Raw genomic sequence first — 17,292 nt, forward strand, 5'->3', positions numbered from 1 at the left:
AAGTAAGATTATCAAAAGAGGCACGCTAGGCCAGGCTGTCGGTCATTTTCCCCGATTTTTTCAAATATTTGATATAACCATAAACCAGGCCGAGAAAAACACCTATGCCTATGAAAAGTTTGATACGCGTATCGCTGTCCGGCGTCAGCTCGGGATATCTGAACAAAATGATGGCAGTGATCCCCATTAACCAGACGAACAACGTGTTATATTCCTTTAAAATCCATCGCTTATAATTAAAACGCATGTCATTGAATGTCTCCGACATGCCGCTGAAATTGATGATCCAGCGATTCACTTTCCTGCAATAATTGTCGAAATCAGCGCCAAACTTGTTGCGTAAAAAATTCTCTTCGGCCAGCACGATCGCCTGATATATGAACAAAAAAGACGGCATAACAATGCCCACATAAACCAAAGAATTTGACAAAATACCGACCCCCAGCAACATTAGGATATTTCCAACATAAAGCGGGTTTCTGCAATGCTTAAAAATGCCTTCTGTCACCAGCTTCTCCGCGTAAACCCTCCTGTCGCGTCCGCCGCGGATAATGTATGCAAGGCCAATCGTAATGCCCCGGATTATTTCACCAGAAAATGTCACTAACAGGCCCAGAATGATCGGAAACAAATAATACTTCTCTCCAAAATGCTCCGGCTTGAACAGCAAAGGTGAGGGTAAGAATAAAAGCAGGTAAAGAAAAATGAACAAAATGTTTCTGAACCTGAAAAAGAAATTGCCAATAGTGACCATCATTTTTTATAAGCGATTAGACCTGAAAAATTATACCATTTGAAGAAAGTTTCACAATCTCCAAAGCCCGTTTCCTTTAATAAAAGCAGGTTTTCAGACAGCTTATAAGGAATCAGAACATTTTCCAGGGCCTCCCTTTTCTGCGAAATTTCCATCTCGCTGTAATGGTTACGGCGCTTATAATTGTAATAATATTTGATAAAATCACGATTGAAAACCGTGCTCTCTGCCAGCACTTTTTCCACCAAAAGCAACACGCCGCCGGGATTAAGTCCCTCGTAAATGTTGCGCAATAACCGCTCTCTGTACAGCGGCCTCACGAATTGTAATGTAAGGCAGAGGATCACAACGGACGCATTCTTGATCGGCAGCTTTTCGTGTAAATCGCCTGTTAACAGCTCATAAGGACGGACAAAACCCGCTTCCTTTAACTTTACATCACATTTGTCCAGCATTTCTGTCGACTCGTCGATGCCGATAAACCGGATGTCCGAAGGAATGAGCTTGTCCACTTCAATCATTGTGGTGCCCGTAGAGCAGCCCAGATCGTAAACAGAACTTCCTTCTTTGGCGTGATCCGCCGCAATTTCACCCAACATGCGCTGCATCTCGTTATAGAACGGGACGGATCTGCTGACCATGTCGTCAAAAACTTTTACAACTGTTGTACCGAATTTAAAATCGGATACTTTGGTAATTTCATCTTCAAAAACATTGTCGCGCTCGGGATGCGGAGATTCGGTCATCGTTAGGTTTGCGTTATTTAGGTTCGCTATCAGTTAGCTCCAACAAATATCCTGCCATCGGGCAGGGAAAAAGCAATGGAGTGGAATTCAGCCATAAAAATGGTAAATAAAAAATAAATTCCATTCACTAACGTGCACTTGCCTAATATAAACCGCATCAAACCGGCTTAATCCGCTGCACTACCGTCTTGCCGGTAGCCGTCTCAGTTCCTTTGAGTTCAATATAAAGTACATTGGGCGACCAGAACGTTCCCCCGTCGATCCGGATAAAAACCCGGCTCAGGATGCATTCTTTCTTGTTGATATTTGCATAAACGTGATACTCGTTCTTGCTGTCTTTCCTCAAATAAAGCGGCAATTTTGAGTACGCCACGGACCGCAGCTCGTAAGTAGCATTTCCGATAGCCTTGGAATTAATTCCGTATGCAAATTTTCGTTGCAGGTAATTCAGATCCTTCTTCTCGCCGCCATCGGCGTACTTCATCCAGAACGCATCAACAGGATTCTTTTGACTTAACCGACCCTGTTCGTCCATGTTAAGGTGGTAAATAATTGTATTCGCATTGGGATCACGCTGAATGTAGAAAAGCAATCCCGGGATGTTCTTTGGTACTGGAAATTCATCGGGCTCCGCAACGGCTTCCTTTGAATATTTATTAGCAGAATAACTTCCTGAATACGAACACAGCAGCAGGCTCAAAGCCAGCATCATTCTAACTGCGTTTTTCATGACTATTGTTGAGTACTATTGATAAATTGCCTGGGCAATCATTTCACGGTCACATTCTCCATATTGAAGCACTTCTTCAACCATTGCGGCATTCCCCGAAAATGGCCCGGACGACTGGATCTTCAAAGTGGCCATCGCCGCTCCGAACTCACCCGCTTCCTGTACGCCTGCTCCCTGAATTCTTTTGCTCAGATAACCAGCCATATACGTATCCCCGCAGCCCGTAGCATCCACGATGGCTGTTGGCTTATAGGCCGGAATCCGGAAAAAATCATTGTCTACATAGATCAGTGAGCCTTTGCTGCCCAGTGTGATGATCACTTCTTTTACACCAAGGTCCGCCAGATATGCAGCGCCCTTGCGCACGTCGCTGGTGCCGGTCACCACTTCCATTTCAAACTCATTGGCTTTGAGGATCGAAACATGCGGAAGCGCTTCTTTTTTATCGGCCCAGTCTTTATACAAAACCTTCTGATCTTTTACATATCTTAAATAACCCTGAATGTCCAGTGAAACCGTGCCCTTAGCGGCCAGCGATTTCAAAAGGTCCACAGTGATATCATCCGAAAGCAAGGGCCCTAAATGAAATATCCTGGCCTCAATGTCAGGCATTTGCGTGGTGGTGAATGGCGCCGCCTTATGCAGCACATTCTGTTCGCGGTGATCCTGGTTGGCACTGTAGATATTTTCAAAATACACGGTAAACTCACTCGGCTGCGAGAAGATCTGGATGTTTTCATCCCTTAATGCAGATAAAATATGGTTCTCTTTCTCAGCCAGCGCCGTTACCAGCATATAGTCCACATCGAATTGGCGCAGAGCCTTCGAAAAGTAAAACGAAGTGCCGCCGGGCATGAATTTGACTGACTGGGCAGTTACCACTTTATCCAAAGTAATGTGCCCTATGGTACAAATGTCGTACATGTTTTTTTTCAATTTAATTTTATCAAGGCTTGTGTCGGTGCCCGATAAAAGTTGACAACTAGCCCAAATTTGTAATGCTGTCCGCTATCCGGGCAAAATCGGTAATCTCAGCATCCGCATCCGAAACTTTAAAATCCGTATCGGCCTCATCCCACCCTTTCACATTCAGCCAGATCGTTTTGCAGCCTAATGACTTGGCCGGCTGAATGTCTTTGGAATAAGAATCCCCGATCACCACACATTCCTGAGGAGACAGTGCCAGCTGATCAATGCCAAGCTGGTAAATTTGCGGGTTGGGCTTCCGGACGCCAACGACAGCAGATTCAACAACAGCCTGGAAATAATCCCTTATGCTGAAATCCTCCAAAACGTGATTGATGTTCCCGTAAAAATTGGAAACCATCACAAGCGGGTATTTTTGCGCCAATAGTGCCAAAACCGGCGCTGCTTTTTCAACATTAGTGCGCGCAAATTGGTTACATTCCGTGGCGATGAGCCTTATTGCCTCATCTTGAAGAACAAATCCTTTTTCTTTCAAAAAACTGAATTGCTGCTCCACTTTCAGAAACAACACATCATAAAACACGTGGTGCGGTTCAATGATCGGCTTGATCGCTAATGCTCTCTCGCCGAATTTATATGCCTCCGCAAATGCATCCCGGTCCACATTTACCTGGTTACGCTGGTAACTTTCCCACAAAACATTGGCCCAATGCAGGCCGTTGGTATCGATCGTACCGCCGTAATCAAATAAAATCCCTTTAATCATATTGTACTTTGGCTGTCGGCAACCGGCTTGGGCCTTTTTTTAAATTGATATATATTATTAATGACCCTAACCCGCTGAGGGCCCTTTCACTCAACTAATGCAGCTTCCTGCTTTACTTTCGACTTCTTGGTAATCAGGGCTAATCCAATGATAATCCAGACAATTTCACGGATCCGCATTACGATGCCAATAAAGATGCCTTGTGATGCTGCAAATCCTACGCTGCTGAGTGCCAGTGCCAGCCCGCCTTCCCTTGTGCCGAGTTGCATGGGGAAGAAGAATATCAGGTTGGCAAAGAGCGACGATCCTGAGCTGATGATCAGCGATTCCGACAGCGACATGCCTAATCCAATGGCGTGGGCCGTGAAAAAGATCTCTGCACAGCCGATGACCCTTGCTACGAATTCATAGAACAACGACAGGTAAAAAACGTTTCTCCTCTCGGCATATAAAATGCGGATCTGTTCATCGACCTCGTATAATGTCTCAGAGTTCTTTAATGCAAATGCCCTCGCCTTGGTTTTGACAATAGGTATCTTTTCCAGAAGCCGGAATGTGCTGACAGTAAATCCCTTTTTATAAACATTGATAAACCAGTAACCTAAAACCAGCCCCGTCACGAGCAGAATCCCACATCCGGCCAGCATGACATTGTTCAATGGCACAACGGCTACAATCAGAACAATGGAAACGAGCCAGAAAATGACGTGCGAAAACATGTGCATTAAGCTGTATAACAAAACCGAAGAAGTTGCTTTCTGAATCCCTAATGCAGGTTTCAGTTCTAAAATCCGGTAAGGTTCCCCGCCCAGCGCCACAAAGGGCGTAATATAGTTAATCGCATATCCCGAAACTGTCAGTTTCAAAACCGACCAGAACGAGAGATTGCTTTCAGGTAAATTCGGCTCGCGGATGATCGAACGAAAGGCAAGCGCATTCAGGATGTAGATCACCAGCCAGCTCCCGATCACGGGAATGAACCAGATGCCTGTCCTGCTGATATTTTCCCAAATCACAAGCGGTCCCGTGCCGTAGATCATATAACCTAACGACAAAATGCCGATCGCCATGAAGAGGGCTTTATACGCCTTGGAACTCATTCGTTTTTTCAGTCAAAATCTTTTGATAAAAATAACGGCTCACTTTCTCCTGGTTCACGATCATGTAAATCAGGATCGGGTTCAGGACAAACATATCGAAGAAGAAATAAATCCACGATTGGTCCAGAAACAGCCATAAGAACAGAAAAAGCACACGTGTGTTGAACTGAACAATGTTGGTATACTTCATCAAGGGCTTGTTATGCGCCCTGAAATCGGTTACCAGCGCTGTGGGCAAGCCATTTTTGTATTTTTCACGCACCAAAGTCAGGAGCTTTTGCAAATGGGGTGAGAAGCTTTCCTGCAACTTGGTGTAGTTCAGGTAAGTACGGGCGATGAATTTCATCCCAAAGTTCTTGCGCCAGGTAAGGCTGTCGTATTCTGCCTGCAAGTCGCGGCTGTTGTCGAGCTCGCTTCCCGATGTTCCTTTGATAAAGAACAAATGCACATTGCGATAGTAATCCGCCATTGCCGACTGGACCACATGTGACGCGCCCGCGAGCACACCCGGAACCCAAATCCACGCGCTCCAACCCTCATTCATGCTCCTGAGACAGATCGCAATGTGAATGGCAATGAACCAAAAATCACCAGCGGCCCCGTCCAGAATCCTTCCTAACCGGCTTTTATCATTCGTCATCCGCGCAAGTTGCCCGTCCGCACTGTCCAGCGAATTGGCAAAAACGAGCAGCAGCATCCCGATCACATTGATCCACAATTCCTGATAATAAAACAGGATCCCCGCCGCAACGCCGAAGAAAATACTGATAATCGTAACCGGATTGGGCCTCAACCCTATTTTGGCACAAAACAATGCGATCTGATAGCCGATCGGGCGGTAAAACCAAATGTCGATCTGCTCCTCTGTATCGTTGGATTTCAGTGAGCTTTCAAATGCGGATGGCGCTGGTTCGGGAGCGGCGTTGTGCTTTATAACTGGATCCATTAATTGCTTTTTGTAAATTTCTCGTATATAATGCTGGCAATGTGTCCGGCTGCTTTGTCACGGCATGGCGCGAAACTCGGCCAGTCGTTCAGATCAATAATGCGGAAACTGCCGTCTTTTCCTATAATGGCGTCACCGCCGTAAATATCTATTCCAACTGCTCCTGATGCGTCCGTAGCAACCTGCTGCAAACGTCCCGCATCAAAGGGATAATAAGCCGATGCGCTGTTAATGTTTTGGTATTCAACATATTTATGATGGTTGTTATCATAAGGATAAAACCAAAAGAAAAAGTCCGTCCCGCGCACGCCGTAAAATTTCACGAGGTCACCGATCAAATGTTTGCTGATCACCGCATCCGGAATGTCCCGCAATGCATATTCCCGCAAAATCTCCCTCGCTTCTTCACGCGAGGCTGCAAATGAAACGTCCTCTTTGTGTATCGCGTGAAAATCGCCTCTTTTGATCCAGTAACCTTTCCCTGTAATGGCATCAAAAACATCGTCGCCTGTGTAATCCGTTGGCACAATGTAGCTTTCGGCTACGGGAATGTTATTTTGGTTTAAAGCATTTGTCAGGTTCGTGCGAAAGCAATTTTCTATTCCGAATGCTGAGTTAATGACCTGTGCACCGTTTTCTTCCAACGCCTGCAATTTTTTAACCACTTCTTTCTGGCGGGCCATCGTGAAGATATGCCGCTCGGCGATATTTTCATTTTTCAAAAAATCGTCCTCAAAACTGATTCTCACTTTGCATCCCATTTTTTCTAATTCCTTTGCTGTCAAAGAAAAAATCGCATCGTCATTTCCAATGTGGTTAGGCGAGAACTTGCGGTTCCTCGGAACGCCTAAGATATTTAATTCACTCATTTACGCTGCGGCAGGCCAAACGCTCCTGCCTTTATTTGGTGTCGGTTACTCAATTAATTTTTCAATCAAACAGCTGCTTCCGGGCTCAAAAAAAGCTCGGCTGTTGCAATGTCCTGCACATGGTCCACGTCCACAATTTTGGAAAACGGATAGGCTTTCAGATGAATGTTGTTTTCCAGCAAACTGCGCTGAAAGTTCCGCATCCGGCTTACTCCGCCATTCACGGCATCATTGACCAGCGCAATAGCCTCTTTTCTCAAACAATAAATTCCGCCCGAGATGAAGCTTGTTTCCGTCGTATTTTTATCCGTGAAAGCGGTAATGTTCCCGGCCTCGTCAATAGTTACGTACAAAGGACTTTCGTCGTCGATGAATGTGGTTACAGCCATGAGGCCTCCCAATTCTTCATTTCCCGCAAATTCCTGAATGTAGGCTGTGAACTCTTCTTCTTTAAAAACAGTGTCTGTTGTCGTCAGGCAAATTTCTTTCAGTTCCGGGTCGCTGCCGAACAGTTCAAAAACACTGTGCAGCGAACTCGGTGTTGATTTTTTCACAATATGAATCGGCAATGTCAGGCTAAGCTCGTTCAAATGACTTTCCAGCACGGCTGATTCTTCATTGATAATGATCATGATTTTTTCAGCATCATTCCGCATGAAAATCCCTATCAGCCTGTCTATCAGCATTTCGCCATTCAGCGTCACCATGGGTTTTGGGAGTTTGAAACCCTCCTTTGCCAATCGTGATCCTTCTCCGGCCGCTATAATTGCGTAGTTCATATTATTGGTGTCTTTTTCTAAACCTCTCTTAAAAATCAAGCCTGAACCGTGCCCTTATCCCCCATTCTGAAACATTCGGATTGTCGAGATAGGTGAAACGTTTCACCAGATCGACGCGTAACAGCTTGAAAATGTTTGCTATACCCACGCTTCCCTCAATGTAAGGCTCGCGCGACAATGTGTAACTGATCGGCTTGCCGTTCTCATCTACGGGAAAGCGGAAAAGTGCAGGGTTATTGGCCGGGTTGTTTTCGTCCCTGAGCCCGCCCATAAGTCCTTTGAAGCTGAAAACTTCTCTCAGTTTCAGCTTTTTCAGCAACGGGATTTTATTAAATAAAAAGCCGTTCATATAATACTGCACATCCAGACTCGCATAATGATCGCTCACGAATTCCAGGAAGTTCATCAGGTTATAGCTGTTGAGCTGGTAAGCGTAAGTCTGGTTGGCACGGTGAATGGTAAGCAGCGGGAAAAGAACGTTTTTACCAAAAATGTAACTTCCCTCAGCCGTCACATCTGCATAACCAAATTGCGACAGGTAAACCCGTTTTGCAATGTTCGCTGAAACATTATGATAGCGGTTCTGACCTTCAAAAACGCCTTTCAAACCCGCATTATAGCGTACTGTGAAGATCGGATATTTGTTAATGATCGGCGTGCGATACAGTTTTCCCTGGTAATATTGCTCATGCGGCGCATAGCGTAATTCCAGGTTGGCTTCTGTGTTACTTAATCCGCCCACATTCTGCAATTCGCCTTCACTATTCAGTTTTTCGTATCTTAAAATTCCGGCTGGCGTCTGTCTCCAATTGGTAAAACCAATTTTGTAAGAAAAGCGGCTTTCAAACTCGCGGACATATTCGAGCTTGTACACATCATTGTAAAGCCAGCGGTTGTTGTCACCTCTTTTGAATGATAAAAGGAAGTTATCTTCCTGCACAAACTGCAAATCCTGGCCCGGAATCTTGGTGTCGCGCTGGTAACTGGCGCGGATGTAATTCAGCGGGAAATGGTAAACAGACTTGTTATTGAAAGAATAAGTGCCGCTCAGGAAATATTTCCATTTCTGGTCTTTAAAACCATAAGCCGCATAAGTTTCAATGTAAAAGCGCTTGCTGAAATCCGTGGTCGTGCGTCCGCCGAAACGAAGCCTGAAACCTTCCACGGGGTTGAAACTGTAAAACGTGTTCACCGGCCCCACTTCTACTTTGCCAAAAGACTTGTAACCTGACAATAATAGGGTGGCAATGTCCATCGTACGGCGGAAGGATGGAATCGTTTGCAGCGTGTCCACATTTCTGTAAATATTCAGCTCCATTTTTTCCAGCGGCAAATGTCTCGCGCCTGCCCAGAATGCTTCGCCCGTTTTTACGTCGGGATTGAATGCAACCTCCTCACTCGGCCCGCTGTAAACGCTGTCCGGGCGGGTTTGATTAACCGTGTAATTTTTGAAATTCACCACACGCTGCCCATAAAACCCGGCATTTTTCTCGCCTAAGGCGAATTCCATGCCCAATGTTGTCTTGGTCGGGTGATAGCGTCCGTCGGGTCCTTTTTCATATTCCAGACGTGCTTCGAGGTCACGCATGAAGTTGAGGTTAATGTCTTTATTAACCGTCAGATATGCATTTTGGACACCATAATTTCCGTCCAGTGTAATGTACAGCTTACCTTCAAAAAGCATATCTGTCTTGTTTCTTGGAACAAAACCCAGTTCAACAAGCCATGGCGTTTCGGTCTTGATCGTGTCGCGGATGAAGAATTTGTAGAATGTAGGCGCCGAATTTGCGATCGGGCTCAGCAATAGGTTGGTGGCGATGGAAATGTCATTTTCATACAAATTGACATCTTCATATAACCTGTTGAAATAGGCGCTCAAACCATCATTATCCACAAATTTCGCATCAAACTCTGCCCTTCTGTTGGCCAGCACCCATTGTTTTTTGGTATATGGATTTTTGCGGAAATAAATCTGCGAAAGCTTTTCCTGAATGTAAGCCGGCAGCATATTCTTTCCGCCCATGGCCGTAGAATCCTGATCTTCGAAAAGGAACTGATAATTTTTGAAAATACGTTTTTCCTTGAAATTGTCCGACAGGTTGCTCAGTGCGAAGGAGATCTTTTCGTACTGCTCATATTCCACAAAGTCATTGGCGGCCATTTTGTTCTGGTCCTTATGCGCAATCACTTCGCGGATCAGCTGAACAGCCGGGTTATCCTTGTTGCGGTAACGGCCTCTTCCCTTAATGGTCACTTCTTTGAGCATGGACGCATCCACAGCCAGTTTCACATTGATCACTTGCTCAATGCCGGGCGTGATGGGTTTTTCAACGCTGAGATATCCTACGTATGTGAACTTTACGGTTTTATATTCTTCACGCAATGTCATTGCGTATTTTCCGTCTGCGTCGGAGGCTGTTCCCATGGTCGTGCCAGGGATCAGGACGGATACGAAAGGCAATGTTTCGCCTGTTTTCGCGTCGGTAACGGTTCCTTTAATTGTCGTGGTGCTTTGCGCTATGGCAGTTCCGGAAAGGGTCTGTACGAGACAGAGGATCAGGGAAACTTTTAACCATACCGACTTACTTATTGTTTTCATTTGTGAACGTCATAACGTATTTTTCATGGATGCGTTTTTAATAAATCGTGCAGACTGCGGAGCCCGGAAGCCCGAAGGCCCGGACGCTCAAAACCCAGCACGATGATCAATCCGGCATTCGATTGCTAAAGCCACTTATTTTCTTTGTACCACATCAGGGTTTCCTGCATGCCCTGCCGTAAGTCGTATTGCGGCGCGTAGTGCAGGCTGTTTCTGGCTGCTTCAATGCTGCAGATCCAGTTTGAAGCCGTGAGCTCTTTGAGTTTTTCCTTGTTCAAAACCGGGGTTGCGGCGGTGAATCCGTAAACGAAGTCCAGGAAGCCGGCCATCAATTTTACCAAAGGCAATGGCAAATGTGCCCTGAAAATGTTCTTGCCGCTGATTTCCCGGAACCGGTCTGCGAATGCATAACGGTCGTAAGCTTGCCCGTCGGAAATGTTGTATACTGTTGTTTCGCGCTGGTTTTCCAGCATTGCAGCCATGGTGGCGGCCACAAGATCTTTGACATATACGAAGCTCAGCCGCTGCGGGCCCTTGCCTATATATGCATCCAATCCATTGTTCAGTGTTTTGAAAAGAATAAACAAATCCTTTTCACCGGGACCGTAAACGGCAGTCGGACGGATAATGGTTAACGGTAAGCCGCTCACCTGCGCGAGATATTGCTCGGCCAGCAACTTGCTTTTGCCATAATCGGTCACAGGAATGGGCAATGTTTCCTCTGTAATGGGCTGTTGCTCAGCATAAGCAAGCGGACCGATAGCAGCCAGGCTGCTCAGAAAAACAAAGCGTTTCAAAGGAATATTGGCTGACATTGCGGCCTGTGCCAGATGCAGAGAATATTCTGCATTGACTTTGTTGTAAACGGCCGTTTTTTTAGCCTTGGTCACTCCTGCTGCGTGGATAATGTAGGAATAGCCTCCATCTTCCAGTAATTCTGTTAAGGTATCCCTTGACTCAAAGTTCGTATTCACAAACGTCAGCGGGCCTTTCCCGGTTTTTCCCGAATCGCCTTGCAGCTTTTTCAGAAAGGTCAGGTCGCTGGAAGGCCTTACTGCTGCGTGCACTTCCATGCCTGCTTCCAGTGCTGCTTCTACCAGGTGAAACCCGATGAAACCGCTGGCCCCCGTTATGAATACTTTCTCTTTCATATTGCTTTTTCCAGCAGTCTGTACCGTTTGTACAGCTTGCCGTTGATCTGTTCAATGGCGTGGTTCATGAGATAATTGCCTTCCAGCATCCATGAACATTCGCCACCTGTGACTTTTGTGCCGTAAGTGTTTTTGATGATATGGCCGTATAAACAGGCTTCTATGCCCATTTTGCGGTAACCTTCAATCACACCCAATGTCAGCACGCGAATGCGGGTTATATTTTTTTTGCCAAACAGTAATTTAAAAATTCCGGTCGGCAGCAAACGTCCTTTTTTAATCTTGATCTGGATCTGGTTAATGTCGGGGATGCCCAACACGAAACCGACCAGCTTGTTATCCTTTTCTGCAACGAGACAAAAATTGGGATCAAGGACCAGTTTCAGGTCATTGGCCAGGTAATCGAATTCCTTTTCGGTCATCGGAACAAAGCCAAGGTTCTTGTCCCAGGCGCTGTTGTAAATTTCCCGGATCTTCACCACCTCGTTTTTGAAATCTTTCAGATTGATCTTGCGAATGGTGATCCCGCTCCTTTTGAGCCTTCCTTCCAGCGCTTCGATCATCCTTACCGACTTATCGTTCGCCTCGTTCACATTGATCTCGTAAGCAAGCAGGTCCGTCTTTTTCACAAGTCCTGTATTTTCGAGCAAAGGCACGTAATACGGCGGATTGTAAGGCATCATCGCCATCGGCGGCCGGTCGTAACCTTCTATCAGCAGGCCCACCGTATCATTGGTCGACAAATTCACCGGCCCGATCAGGTTATCCGCTCCTCTTTCCTTCACCCACTCAGCCGCCTGCCCGATGAGCAGATCGACCACTTCCTGGTCATCAATCGTGTCAAAAAATCCAAAAAAACCATCTTTTCTGCCTGTAAACGCATTATGATTGCGGTTATCAATCGCCGCAACCCTACCCACAATCTTATCTCCGTCGTACGCTAAAAACAGCTTAACCTCCGAATGTTCATAAAAGGGATGCTTCTTCGGAGAAAGCATATCTCTTTGCGCGATAAAGAGCTCGGGAACGTAATTGGGATTTTCCTTATATAATTCGTGGGGAAAATCAATGAACAGTTCCAGGTCTTTGGGAGAGTTTACGTGGGCAATGCGCTTCATAGTTTTGCGGTTACAGCTTCGGGACAGATCTGACGATATATTTTAGCCATTTTATCAACTGCTTCTTCAATCTGCCCAAAAGTGTGCGTCGCCATCAGCGAGAAACGGATAAGCGAATCTTCCGGACGAACCGCTGGTGAAACCACCGGGTTCACGAACACGCCATCTTCCTGCAACAGCTTGGTCATCAGGAATGTTTTCTCGTTATCGCGGATGTAAACCGGCAGGATCGGGCTTTCTGTTTTGCCCAGGTCGAAACCGTTTACCAGCAACAATTCTTTCGCATATCTTGTATTGGCCCAAAGGCGTTCAATGTGATGCGGCTCGGATTCAATGATGTCCAATGCTGCCAATGTGCTCCCTACGGCTGCCGGCGTCATACTCGCACTGAACATAAGGGACCGTGCGCGGTGTTTCAGGTAATCGATCGTGGCTGCATCGCCGGCAATAAAGCCGCCCAAAGAAGCAAGCGATTTGCTGAATGTTCCCATGATCAGATCAGTAGTCTCGGTCAGGCCGAAGTAGGAAGCTGTTCCTGCTCCGTTTTTGCCGATAACACCTAGGCTGTGTGCGTCATCCACCAAAACCGAAGCGTCAAACTCAGCTGCGATGGCATTCAATTCAGGAAGTTTAACGATATCGCCTTCCATGCTGAAAATTCCGTCCGTAGCGATCAGCTTCACGGCTTCTTCCGGCAAAAGGCTCAGTTTTTTCCTGAGGTCTTTCATATCATTGTGCGCATACTTGATCACTTTTGAGAAAGACAACCGGCAACCGTCAATGATGGAAGCATGGTCGCTTTCGTCCAGGATCAGGTAATCGTTACGGCCCGTAAGGCTTGACAATGCACCTAAATTCGCCTGGTAACCCGTGCTGAAAAGCACCGAAGCTTCTTTTCCGGTGTAAGCGGCCAGCCTTCTTTCCAGTTCCTCGTGAATGTCCAGCGTTCCGTTCAGGAATCGCGAACCGGCACATCCGCTTCCGTATTTCTGAACCGCTTTTTGCGACGATTCAATAATGTAAGGATGCGAGGTCAATCCCAGATAAGAATTGGATCCAAACATAAGGACCGGCTTACCATTGATGATCACTTCCGTATCCTGCCCGGATTCGATGGGGCGGAAATAGGGATAAAGACCTTTGGATCGAATGTTAGCCGCGTCTTTAAATTCGGCGATGCGCTTATTTAATTTTTTACCCATAAGTAATTAATGTCAGAATCAACAGCTTCTTTTAGTGGGGTGCCTGGTGGCTTTCAAGCCGAGGCTGTGGGGGTGATCAGAGCGATCAGTTGGTATTGTAGTGGTTATTTTCCATGCTAATTTTTTTAGAACTTGAGTTTGATAAAAATGTCAGTTTCAGTCGCCGCGGCCTTTAATTTCACTGTTCTTAAACTACACTCCGGCCGCAACATTTTACCGGAATTTATCTACTGGCATTCAAAGTTAAAAGGTAAACCCGATACCTGCCATACTAGTTCATCAAATTCCCTATTCATTTTGCATTTTACCGTTAACATGAAAAAAAACTTTTTGCACTTTTCATCCATTTAGCCCCTAAAACGCCAAGTTCTGACCAACTTGCCTTTCAGTTTTTCAAAATGGGGAACTTTATCAAACAGTAATTTTTTCATGTTAACGTTTATCCCAACTACGCTTCTTCCACCACTATACTTTTGGTTACCGCGCCCGACCGGAATTTAGCGGATGACCACTTTTCCGCCACTCTGTCGACCAGGTAATACATCATTGGCACGAGATAGATGGTTAAAAGCATTGAACTGGTCAGTCCGCCTATTAAAACCCATGCCAGCGAATTCTTCCATTCTGCCCCTGCGCCGGTTGCCGTTGCAATAGGCACCATACCGATCACCATCGCAATGGTCGTCATCAGAATCGGACGAAGACGCTCTTCTCCTGCGATCAGGATCGCTTCCCGGAACGGCACGCCCAGCTCTTTTTGCTGATTTGCAAAGTCGACGATCAGAATTGCATTTTTAACTACAAGCCCGATCAGCATCAGCATTCCCAAAAGGGCAAAAATACCGATGTTCGATGATGACAATGCAAGTGCCAGAAGCGCCCCGACAACGGCCACCGGAATCGAGAACAACACCACGAGCGGATAAACAAAACTGTCGTAAAGCAGCACCATGATAAAGTATACCAAAACCAACCCCGCCAGCATCGCCAGCCCCAGTGAACCAAAACCTTCGCTCTGGTTTTTTGCGTCGCCTCCCCATGTCAGAATAATGTCTGATGGAAGTGGCTTCTCTACTAACCCGGCTTGAATATTGCTCACCAATGTTCCCGATCCAATCCCTAATGTATTAGCGGTTACAGTTACGGATGAACGACGGTTCTTGCGCTCCACAATCGACGGTCCGTTGCTAAGACTCACGTTTGCGAATTCGGCCAGGCGCACCGGACGCTTCGCGGCGGGACTGTAAAAATTAATGTTTTTGACGTCATCCGGGTTTTTCCGGTCGAACGCGTCCAGCATGATGCGTATCTCGTAATCTTCACCGCCATCCCGGTATTTGGAATCGTCATTTCCCGCAAATGCATTCTGCATGGTCGCACCCACAGTCTGAATGTCCAGACCAAGCTTCGCCATTTTTTCGCGGTCAATTTCGACCCTTACTTCGGGGTTACCTGCCTCGACGGACACATTCACGTCGTTTGCGCCGGGTGTTTTTCTTAATCTGTTAGCCAAGTCATTGGCAGAAACCAGGATCTTATCCAGATCATCGCCGCTCAGGAAAATCTCGATCGGAGACGCGCCGGAGTTCACCATTCCCACAGCTGCGGAGTTGAATTCCACGCCTGCGAATTTTTGTTCCAATTCTTTCCGAACAGCAAGCATGTAATCCTCAGTCGGTTGTGCATTCTTGCGTTCTTCTGCGGGGATCAGTTCTACTGTCAATTCGGTTCTGTTCGTCTCGCCGCGGCCGGAGCTGTTCAAACCTGTGCTCGCTCCGCCAACATTAGCGAAGATCGTTTTCACTTCCGGTTTTTGTCTTAAATAATCCTCTATTTGTCTGGATGTGAGGTTATTCTGTTGCAATGAAGCACTTTTATCCAATTTCATGGTCAGCAGAAACTTACCCTGATCACCTTCGGCCACGAACTCTGAACCAATGATTCCCAGGCTCATTACCCAAACTGTCATTCCAAAAATCGCTATCAAAATCCCTGAAAACGCCAGCTTATGGCCAAGCACCCACTGCAAACTGCCGTGATACCATTTGGTCATCTTGGTAAGGCCTTTTTCAAACCATAACAAGAAAGCCTGTACGGGATTTTTAGGATCCAAATGTTCGATCCGCGCCATTTTGGAAGTCATCCAGGGCGTAAGCGTAAAACTTACCAGTAAGCTGACCATAGTCGCAAATGCAACTGTTAAGCTGAATTGACGAAGCAAATCGGCGATTACCGAGTTCACAAATGTGATCGGAACAAAAACCACCACAATTACCAGCGTAATCGCCAATGCCGCAAACCCAATTTCGGTAACCCCTTCAATGGTCGCATCCCAGCGGTTTTTGCCCATTTCGAGATGTCGCTGAATGTTTTCCAGGATTACAATCGAGTCATCGACCAAAATCCCGATCACCAGCGAAAGTGCCAGTAAAGTCATCAGGTTCAGCGAGTAACCCATCAAATACATAAAAAGGAAAGCCGCGATCAATGATGCCGGCACCGACACCATTACAATGAATGCATTCCGGAAACTGTGCAGGAACAACAGCATTACCGCAGCCACCAGGATTACCGCAATGATCAAGTCATGCGTTACGGCTTCCACGGATTCCAATGTAAAAATGCTGCTGTCGTACGCGATCGCAAATTTCACCTTGTCCTTTGCATTCGTTTTTTCAATCTCCGAAAGCTTCGCCTGAATGGATTTGCTGATCTCCACCGCATTGGCGTCCGATTGTTTTTTTACAAACAACCCGATCCCGTTGATGCCATTGTAACGGCTAATGCTTTCTGCGTCAGTAAGTCCGTCGGTAATGTTGGCAACGTCGCCCACGCGGATGGGACTGCCGGTTACTGGCGAGGTGATTACCAGATTTCTGATGTCGTCAATAGAAGTAAACTTTCCTGCGAGACGCAATGTCATGTTTTCGCTCGTGCTCTTTACTTTTCCGGTTGGAAAGTCGAGGTTAGCCTGATTAATCGCCTGGGTAACCTGCAAAAGCGATAAGCCGTAAAAATTCAGCTTGTCGTTGTTCACATTTACGCGGATTTCGCGCTGGTCGCCGCCGGTCATTGTAATTTCAGCAACGCCTTCGATCTGTGTTAGTATTGGCAGATATTTGTCTTCAACCTGCTGATAAAACACTTCATTCGGCAAGCTTGAAGTTGCGAGCAGCTGCATAATCGGCTGATCGCTGGGTGATATTTTCGATAAGGAAGGCGTTTCGGCGTCGTCCGGCAAGTCGCTGAGCATGTTGTTCACATCACGCTGCGCATCTTCCAGGGCTTTATCAATGTCCGTTCCGGCTTTGAATTCCACGATCACCAATGATGCGCTTTCCAGAGATTTGGAAGTCACTTCCTTAATGTTGTCCAATCCGGAAACAGCGTCTTCAATTTTCTTACTTACCTCCGATTCCACTTCCGTCGGCGCTGCGCCTGGGTAAACCGTTGTGATTGTGATCGTTGGGACGGAAAATTCCGGTAGCAGCATGTAATTCAGCTGCGTGTAGGAAACAAGCCCACCCAGGATCAGCACTGCGAACAGCACGATGATCATCGACGGACGTTTCAATATGGTTTGAATAAATTTCATGTTTTCTCTG

General features: G+C 46.4%; 14 protein-coding genes. All 14 read right to left on the minus strand.

Going from position 1 to position 17,292, the window contains the following annotated elements:
- Window positions 1-25: 25 nt before the first annotated feature.
- Window positions 26-757, minus strand: coding sequence for an isoprenylcysteine carboxylmethyltransferase family protein (locus tag LZG74_RS12845; protein WP_233796974.1), 732 nt, complete (start codon window positions 755-757; stop codon window positions 26-28).
- Complete coding sequence (cmoA, locus tag LZG74_RS12850; RefSeq protein ID WP_233796975.1) at window positions 754-1,500, minus strand: carboxy-S-adenosyl-L-methionine synthase CmoA; 747 nt, start codon at window positions 1,498-1,500, stop codon at window positions 754-756. The genes LZG74_RS12845 and cmoA overlap by 4 nt, the downstream gene beginning before the upstream one ends.
- A 157-nt stretch (window positions 1,501-1,657) precedes the next feature.
- Window positions 1,658-2,230: a DUF4833 domain-containing protein gene (locus LZG74_RS12855; RefSeq protein ID WP_233796976.1), complete on the minus strand. Its 573-nt coding sequence runs from the start codon at window positions 2,228-2,230 to the stop codon at window positions 1,658-1,660.
- A 15-nt stretch (window positions 2,231-2,245) separates the two neighbouring features.
- Window positions 2,246-3,154, minus strand: a complete 909-nt coding sequence (locus LZG74_RS12860) for a PfkB family carbohydrate kinase (protein WP_229204234.1) — start codon at window positions 3,152-3,154, stop codon at window positions 2,246-2,248.
- A gap of 58 nt (window positions 3,155-3,212) precedes the next feature.
- On the minus strand, window positions 3,213-3,923 hold the full coding sequence (locus LZG74_RS12865) for an HAD family hydrolase (protein WP_233796977.1): 711 nt from the start codon (window positions 3,921-3,923) through the stop codon (window positions 3,213-3,215).
- A gap of 86 nt (window positions 3,924-4,009) precedes the next feature.
- Entirely contained in the window at window positions 4,010-5,023 is a 1,014-nt protein-coding gene (locus LZG74_RS12870) for a lysylphosphatidylglycerol synthase transmembrane domain-containing protein (protein ID WP_233796978.1), read from the minus strand.
- A complete protein-coding gene (locus tag LZG74_RS12875; RefSeq protein ID WP_233796979.1) occupies window positions 5,004-5,969 on the minus strand; it encodes a CDP-alcohol phosphatidyltransferase family protein in 966 nt (321 codons plus the stop codon). Before LZG74_RS12875 ends, LZG74_RS12870 begins: the two co-directional genes overlap by 20 nt.
- On the minus strand, window positions 5,969-6,838 hold the full coding sequence (locus tag LZG74_RS12880) for a hypothetical protein (RefSeq protein WP_233796980.1): 870 nt from the start codon (window positions 6,836-6,838) through the stop codon (window positions 5,969-5,971). The genes LZG74_RS12875 and LZG74_RS12880 overlap by 1 nt, the downstream gene beginning before the upstream one ends.
- Window positions 6,839-6,903: 65 nt before the next feature.
- Window positions 6,904-7,617 (minus strand): sugar phosphate nucleotidyltransferase, encoded by a 714-nt coding sequence (locus LZG74_RS12885; protein WP_233796981.1) that lies wholly within the window; start codon window positions 7,615-7,617, stop codon window positions 6,904-6,906.
- A 28-nt stretch (window positions 7,618-7,645) separates the two neighbouring features.
- The gene (locus LZG74_RS12890) at window positions 7,646-10,216 is read right to left on the minus strand and encodes a DUF5686 and carboxypeptidase-like regulatory domain-containing protein (RefSeq protein ID WP_233796982.1); all 2,571 of its coding nucleotides are present in this window, start codon (window positions 10,214-10,216) and stop codon (window positions 7,646-7,648) included.
- Between the two features lie 125 nt (window positions 10,217-10,341).
- Window positions 10,342-11,367: an NAD(P)-dependent oxidoreductase gene (locus LZG74_RS12895; RefSeq protein WP_233796983.1), complete on the minus strand. Its 1,026-nt coding sequence runs from the start codon at window positions 11,365-11,367 to the stop codon at window positions 10,342-10,344.
- Window positions 11,364-12,485 (minus strand): hypothetical protein, encoded by a 1,122-nt coding sequence (locus tag LZG74_RS12900; RefSeq protein ID WP_233796984.1) that lies wholly within the window; start codon window positions 12,483-12,485, stop codon window positions 11,364-11,366. Before LZG74_RS12900 ends, LZG74_RS12895 begins: the two co-directional genes overlap by 4 nt.
- The gene (gene spt / locus LZG74_RS12905; RefSeq protein ID WP_233796985.1) at window positions 12,482-13,687 is read right to left on the minus strand and encodes a serine palmitoyltransferase; all 1,206 of its coding nucleotides are present in this window, start codon (window positions 13,685-13,687) and stop codon (window positions 12,482-12,484) included. Before spt ends, LZG74_RS12900 begins: the two co-directional genes overlap by 4 nt.
- 448 nt (window positions 13,688-14,135) lie before the next feature.
- The gene (locus tag LZG74_RS12910; protein WP_233796986.1) at window positions 14,136-17,282 is read right to left on the minus strand and encodes an efflux RND transporter permease subunit; all 3,147 of its coding nucleotides are present in this window, start codon (window positions 17,280-17,282) and stop codon (window positions 14,136-14,138) included.
- Window positions 17,283-17,292 lie beyond the last annotated feature (10 nt).

Origin of the sequence: Dyadobacter sp. CY327, assembly GCF_021390415.1 — a bacterium.
Taxonomy (GTDB): Bacteria; Bacteroidota; Bacteroidia; order Cytophagales; family Spirosomataceae; genus Dyadobacter; species Dyadobacter chenhuakuii.

Coding starts and splice junctions, on each gene's coding strand:
- LZG74_RS12880 (WP_233796980.1), bottom strand. CDS start 6,838: ATGAGTGAATTAAATATCTTAGGCGTTCCGAGGAACCGCAAGTTCTCG.
- LZG74_RS12875 (WP_233796979.1), bottom strand. CDS start 5,969: ATGGATCCAGTTATAAAGCACAACGCCGCTCCCGAACCAGCGCCATCC.
- LZG74_RS12870 (WP_233796978.1), bottom strand. CDS start 5,023: ATGAGTTCCAAGGCGTATAAAGCCCTCTTCATGGCGATCGGCATTTTG.
- LZG74_RS12845 (WP_233796974.1), bottom strand. CDS start 757: ATGATGGTCACTATTGGCAATTTCTTTTTCAGGTTCAGAAACATTTTG.
- LZG74_RS12890 (WP_233796982.1), bottom strand. CDS start 10,216: ATGAAAACAATAAGTAAGTCGGTATGGTTAAAAGTTTCCCTGATCCTC.
- cmoA (WP_233796975.1), bottom strand. CDS start 1,500: ATGACCGAATCTCCGCATCCCGAGCGCGACAATGTTTTTGAAGATGAA.
- LZG74_RS12855 (WP_233796976.1), bottom strand. CDS start 2,230: ATGAAAAACGCAGTTAGAATGATGCTGGCTTTGAGCCTGCTGCTGTGT.
- LZG74_RS12865 (WP_233796977.1), bottom strand. CDS start 3,923: ATGATTAAAGGGATTTTATTTGATTACGGCGGTACGATCGATACCAAC.
- LZG74_RS12900 (WP_233796984.1), bottom strand. CDS start 12,485: ATGAAGCGCATTGCCCACGTAAACTCTCCCAAAGACCTGGAACTGTTC.
- spt (WP_233796985.1), bottom strand. CDS start 13,687: ATGGGTAAAAAATTAAATAAGCGCATCGCCGAATTTAAAGACGCGGCT.
- LZG74_RS12860 (WP_229204234.1), bottom strand. CDS start 3,154: ATGTACGACATTTGTACCATAGGGCACATTACTTTGGATAAAGTGGTA.
- LZG74_RS12910 (WP_233796986.1), bottom strand. CDS start 17,282: ATGAAATTTATTCAAACCATATTGAAACGTCCGTCGATGATCATCGTG.
- LZG74_RS12885 (WP_233796981.1), bottom strand. CDS start 7,617: ATGAACTACGCAATTATAGCGGCCGGAGAAGGATCACGATTGGCAAAG.
- LZG74_RS12895 (WP_233796983.1), bottom strand. CDS start 11,367: ATGAAAGAGAAAGTATTCATAACGGGGGCCAGCGGTTTCATCGGGTTT.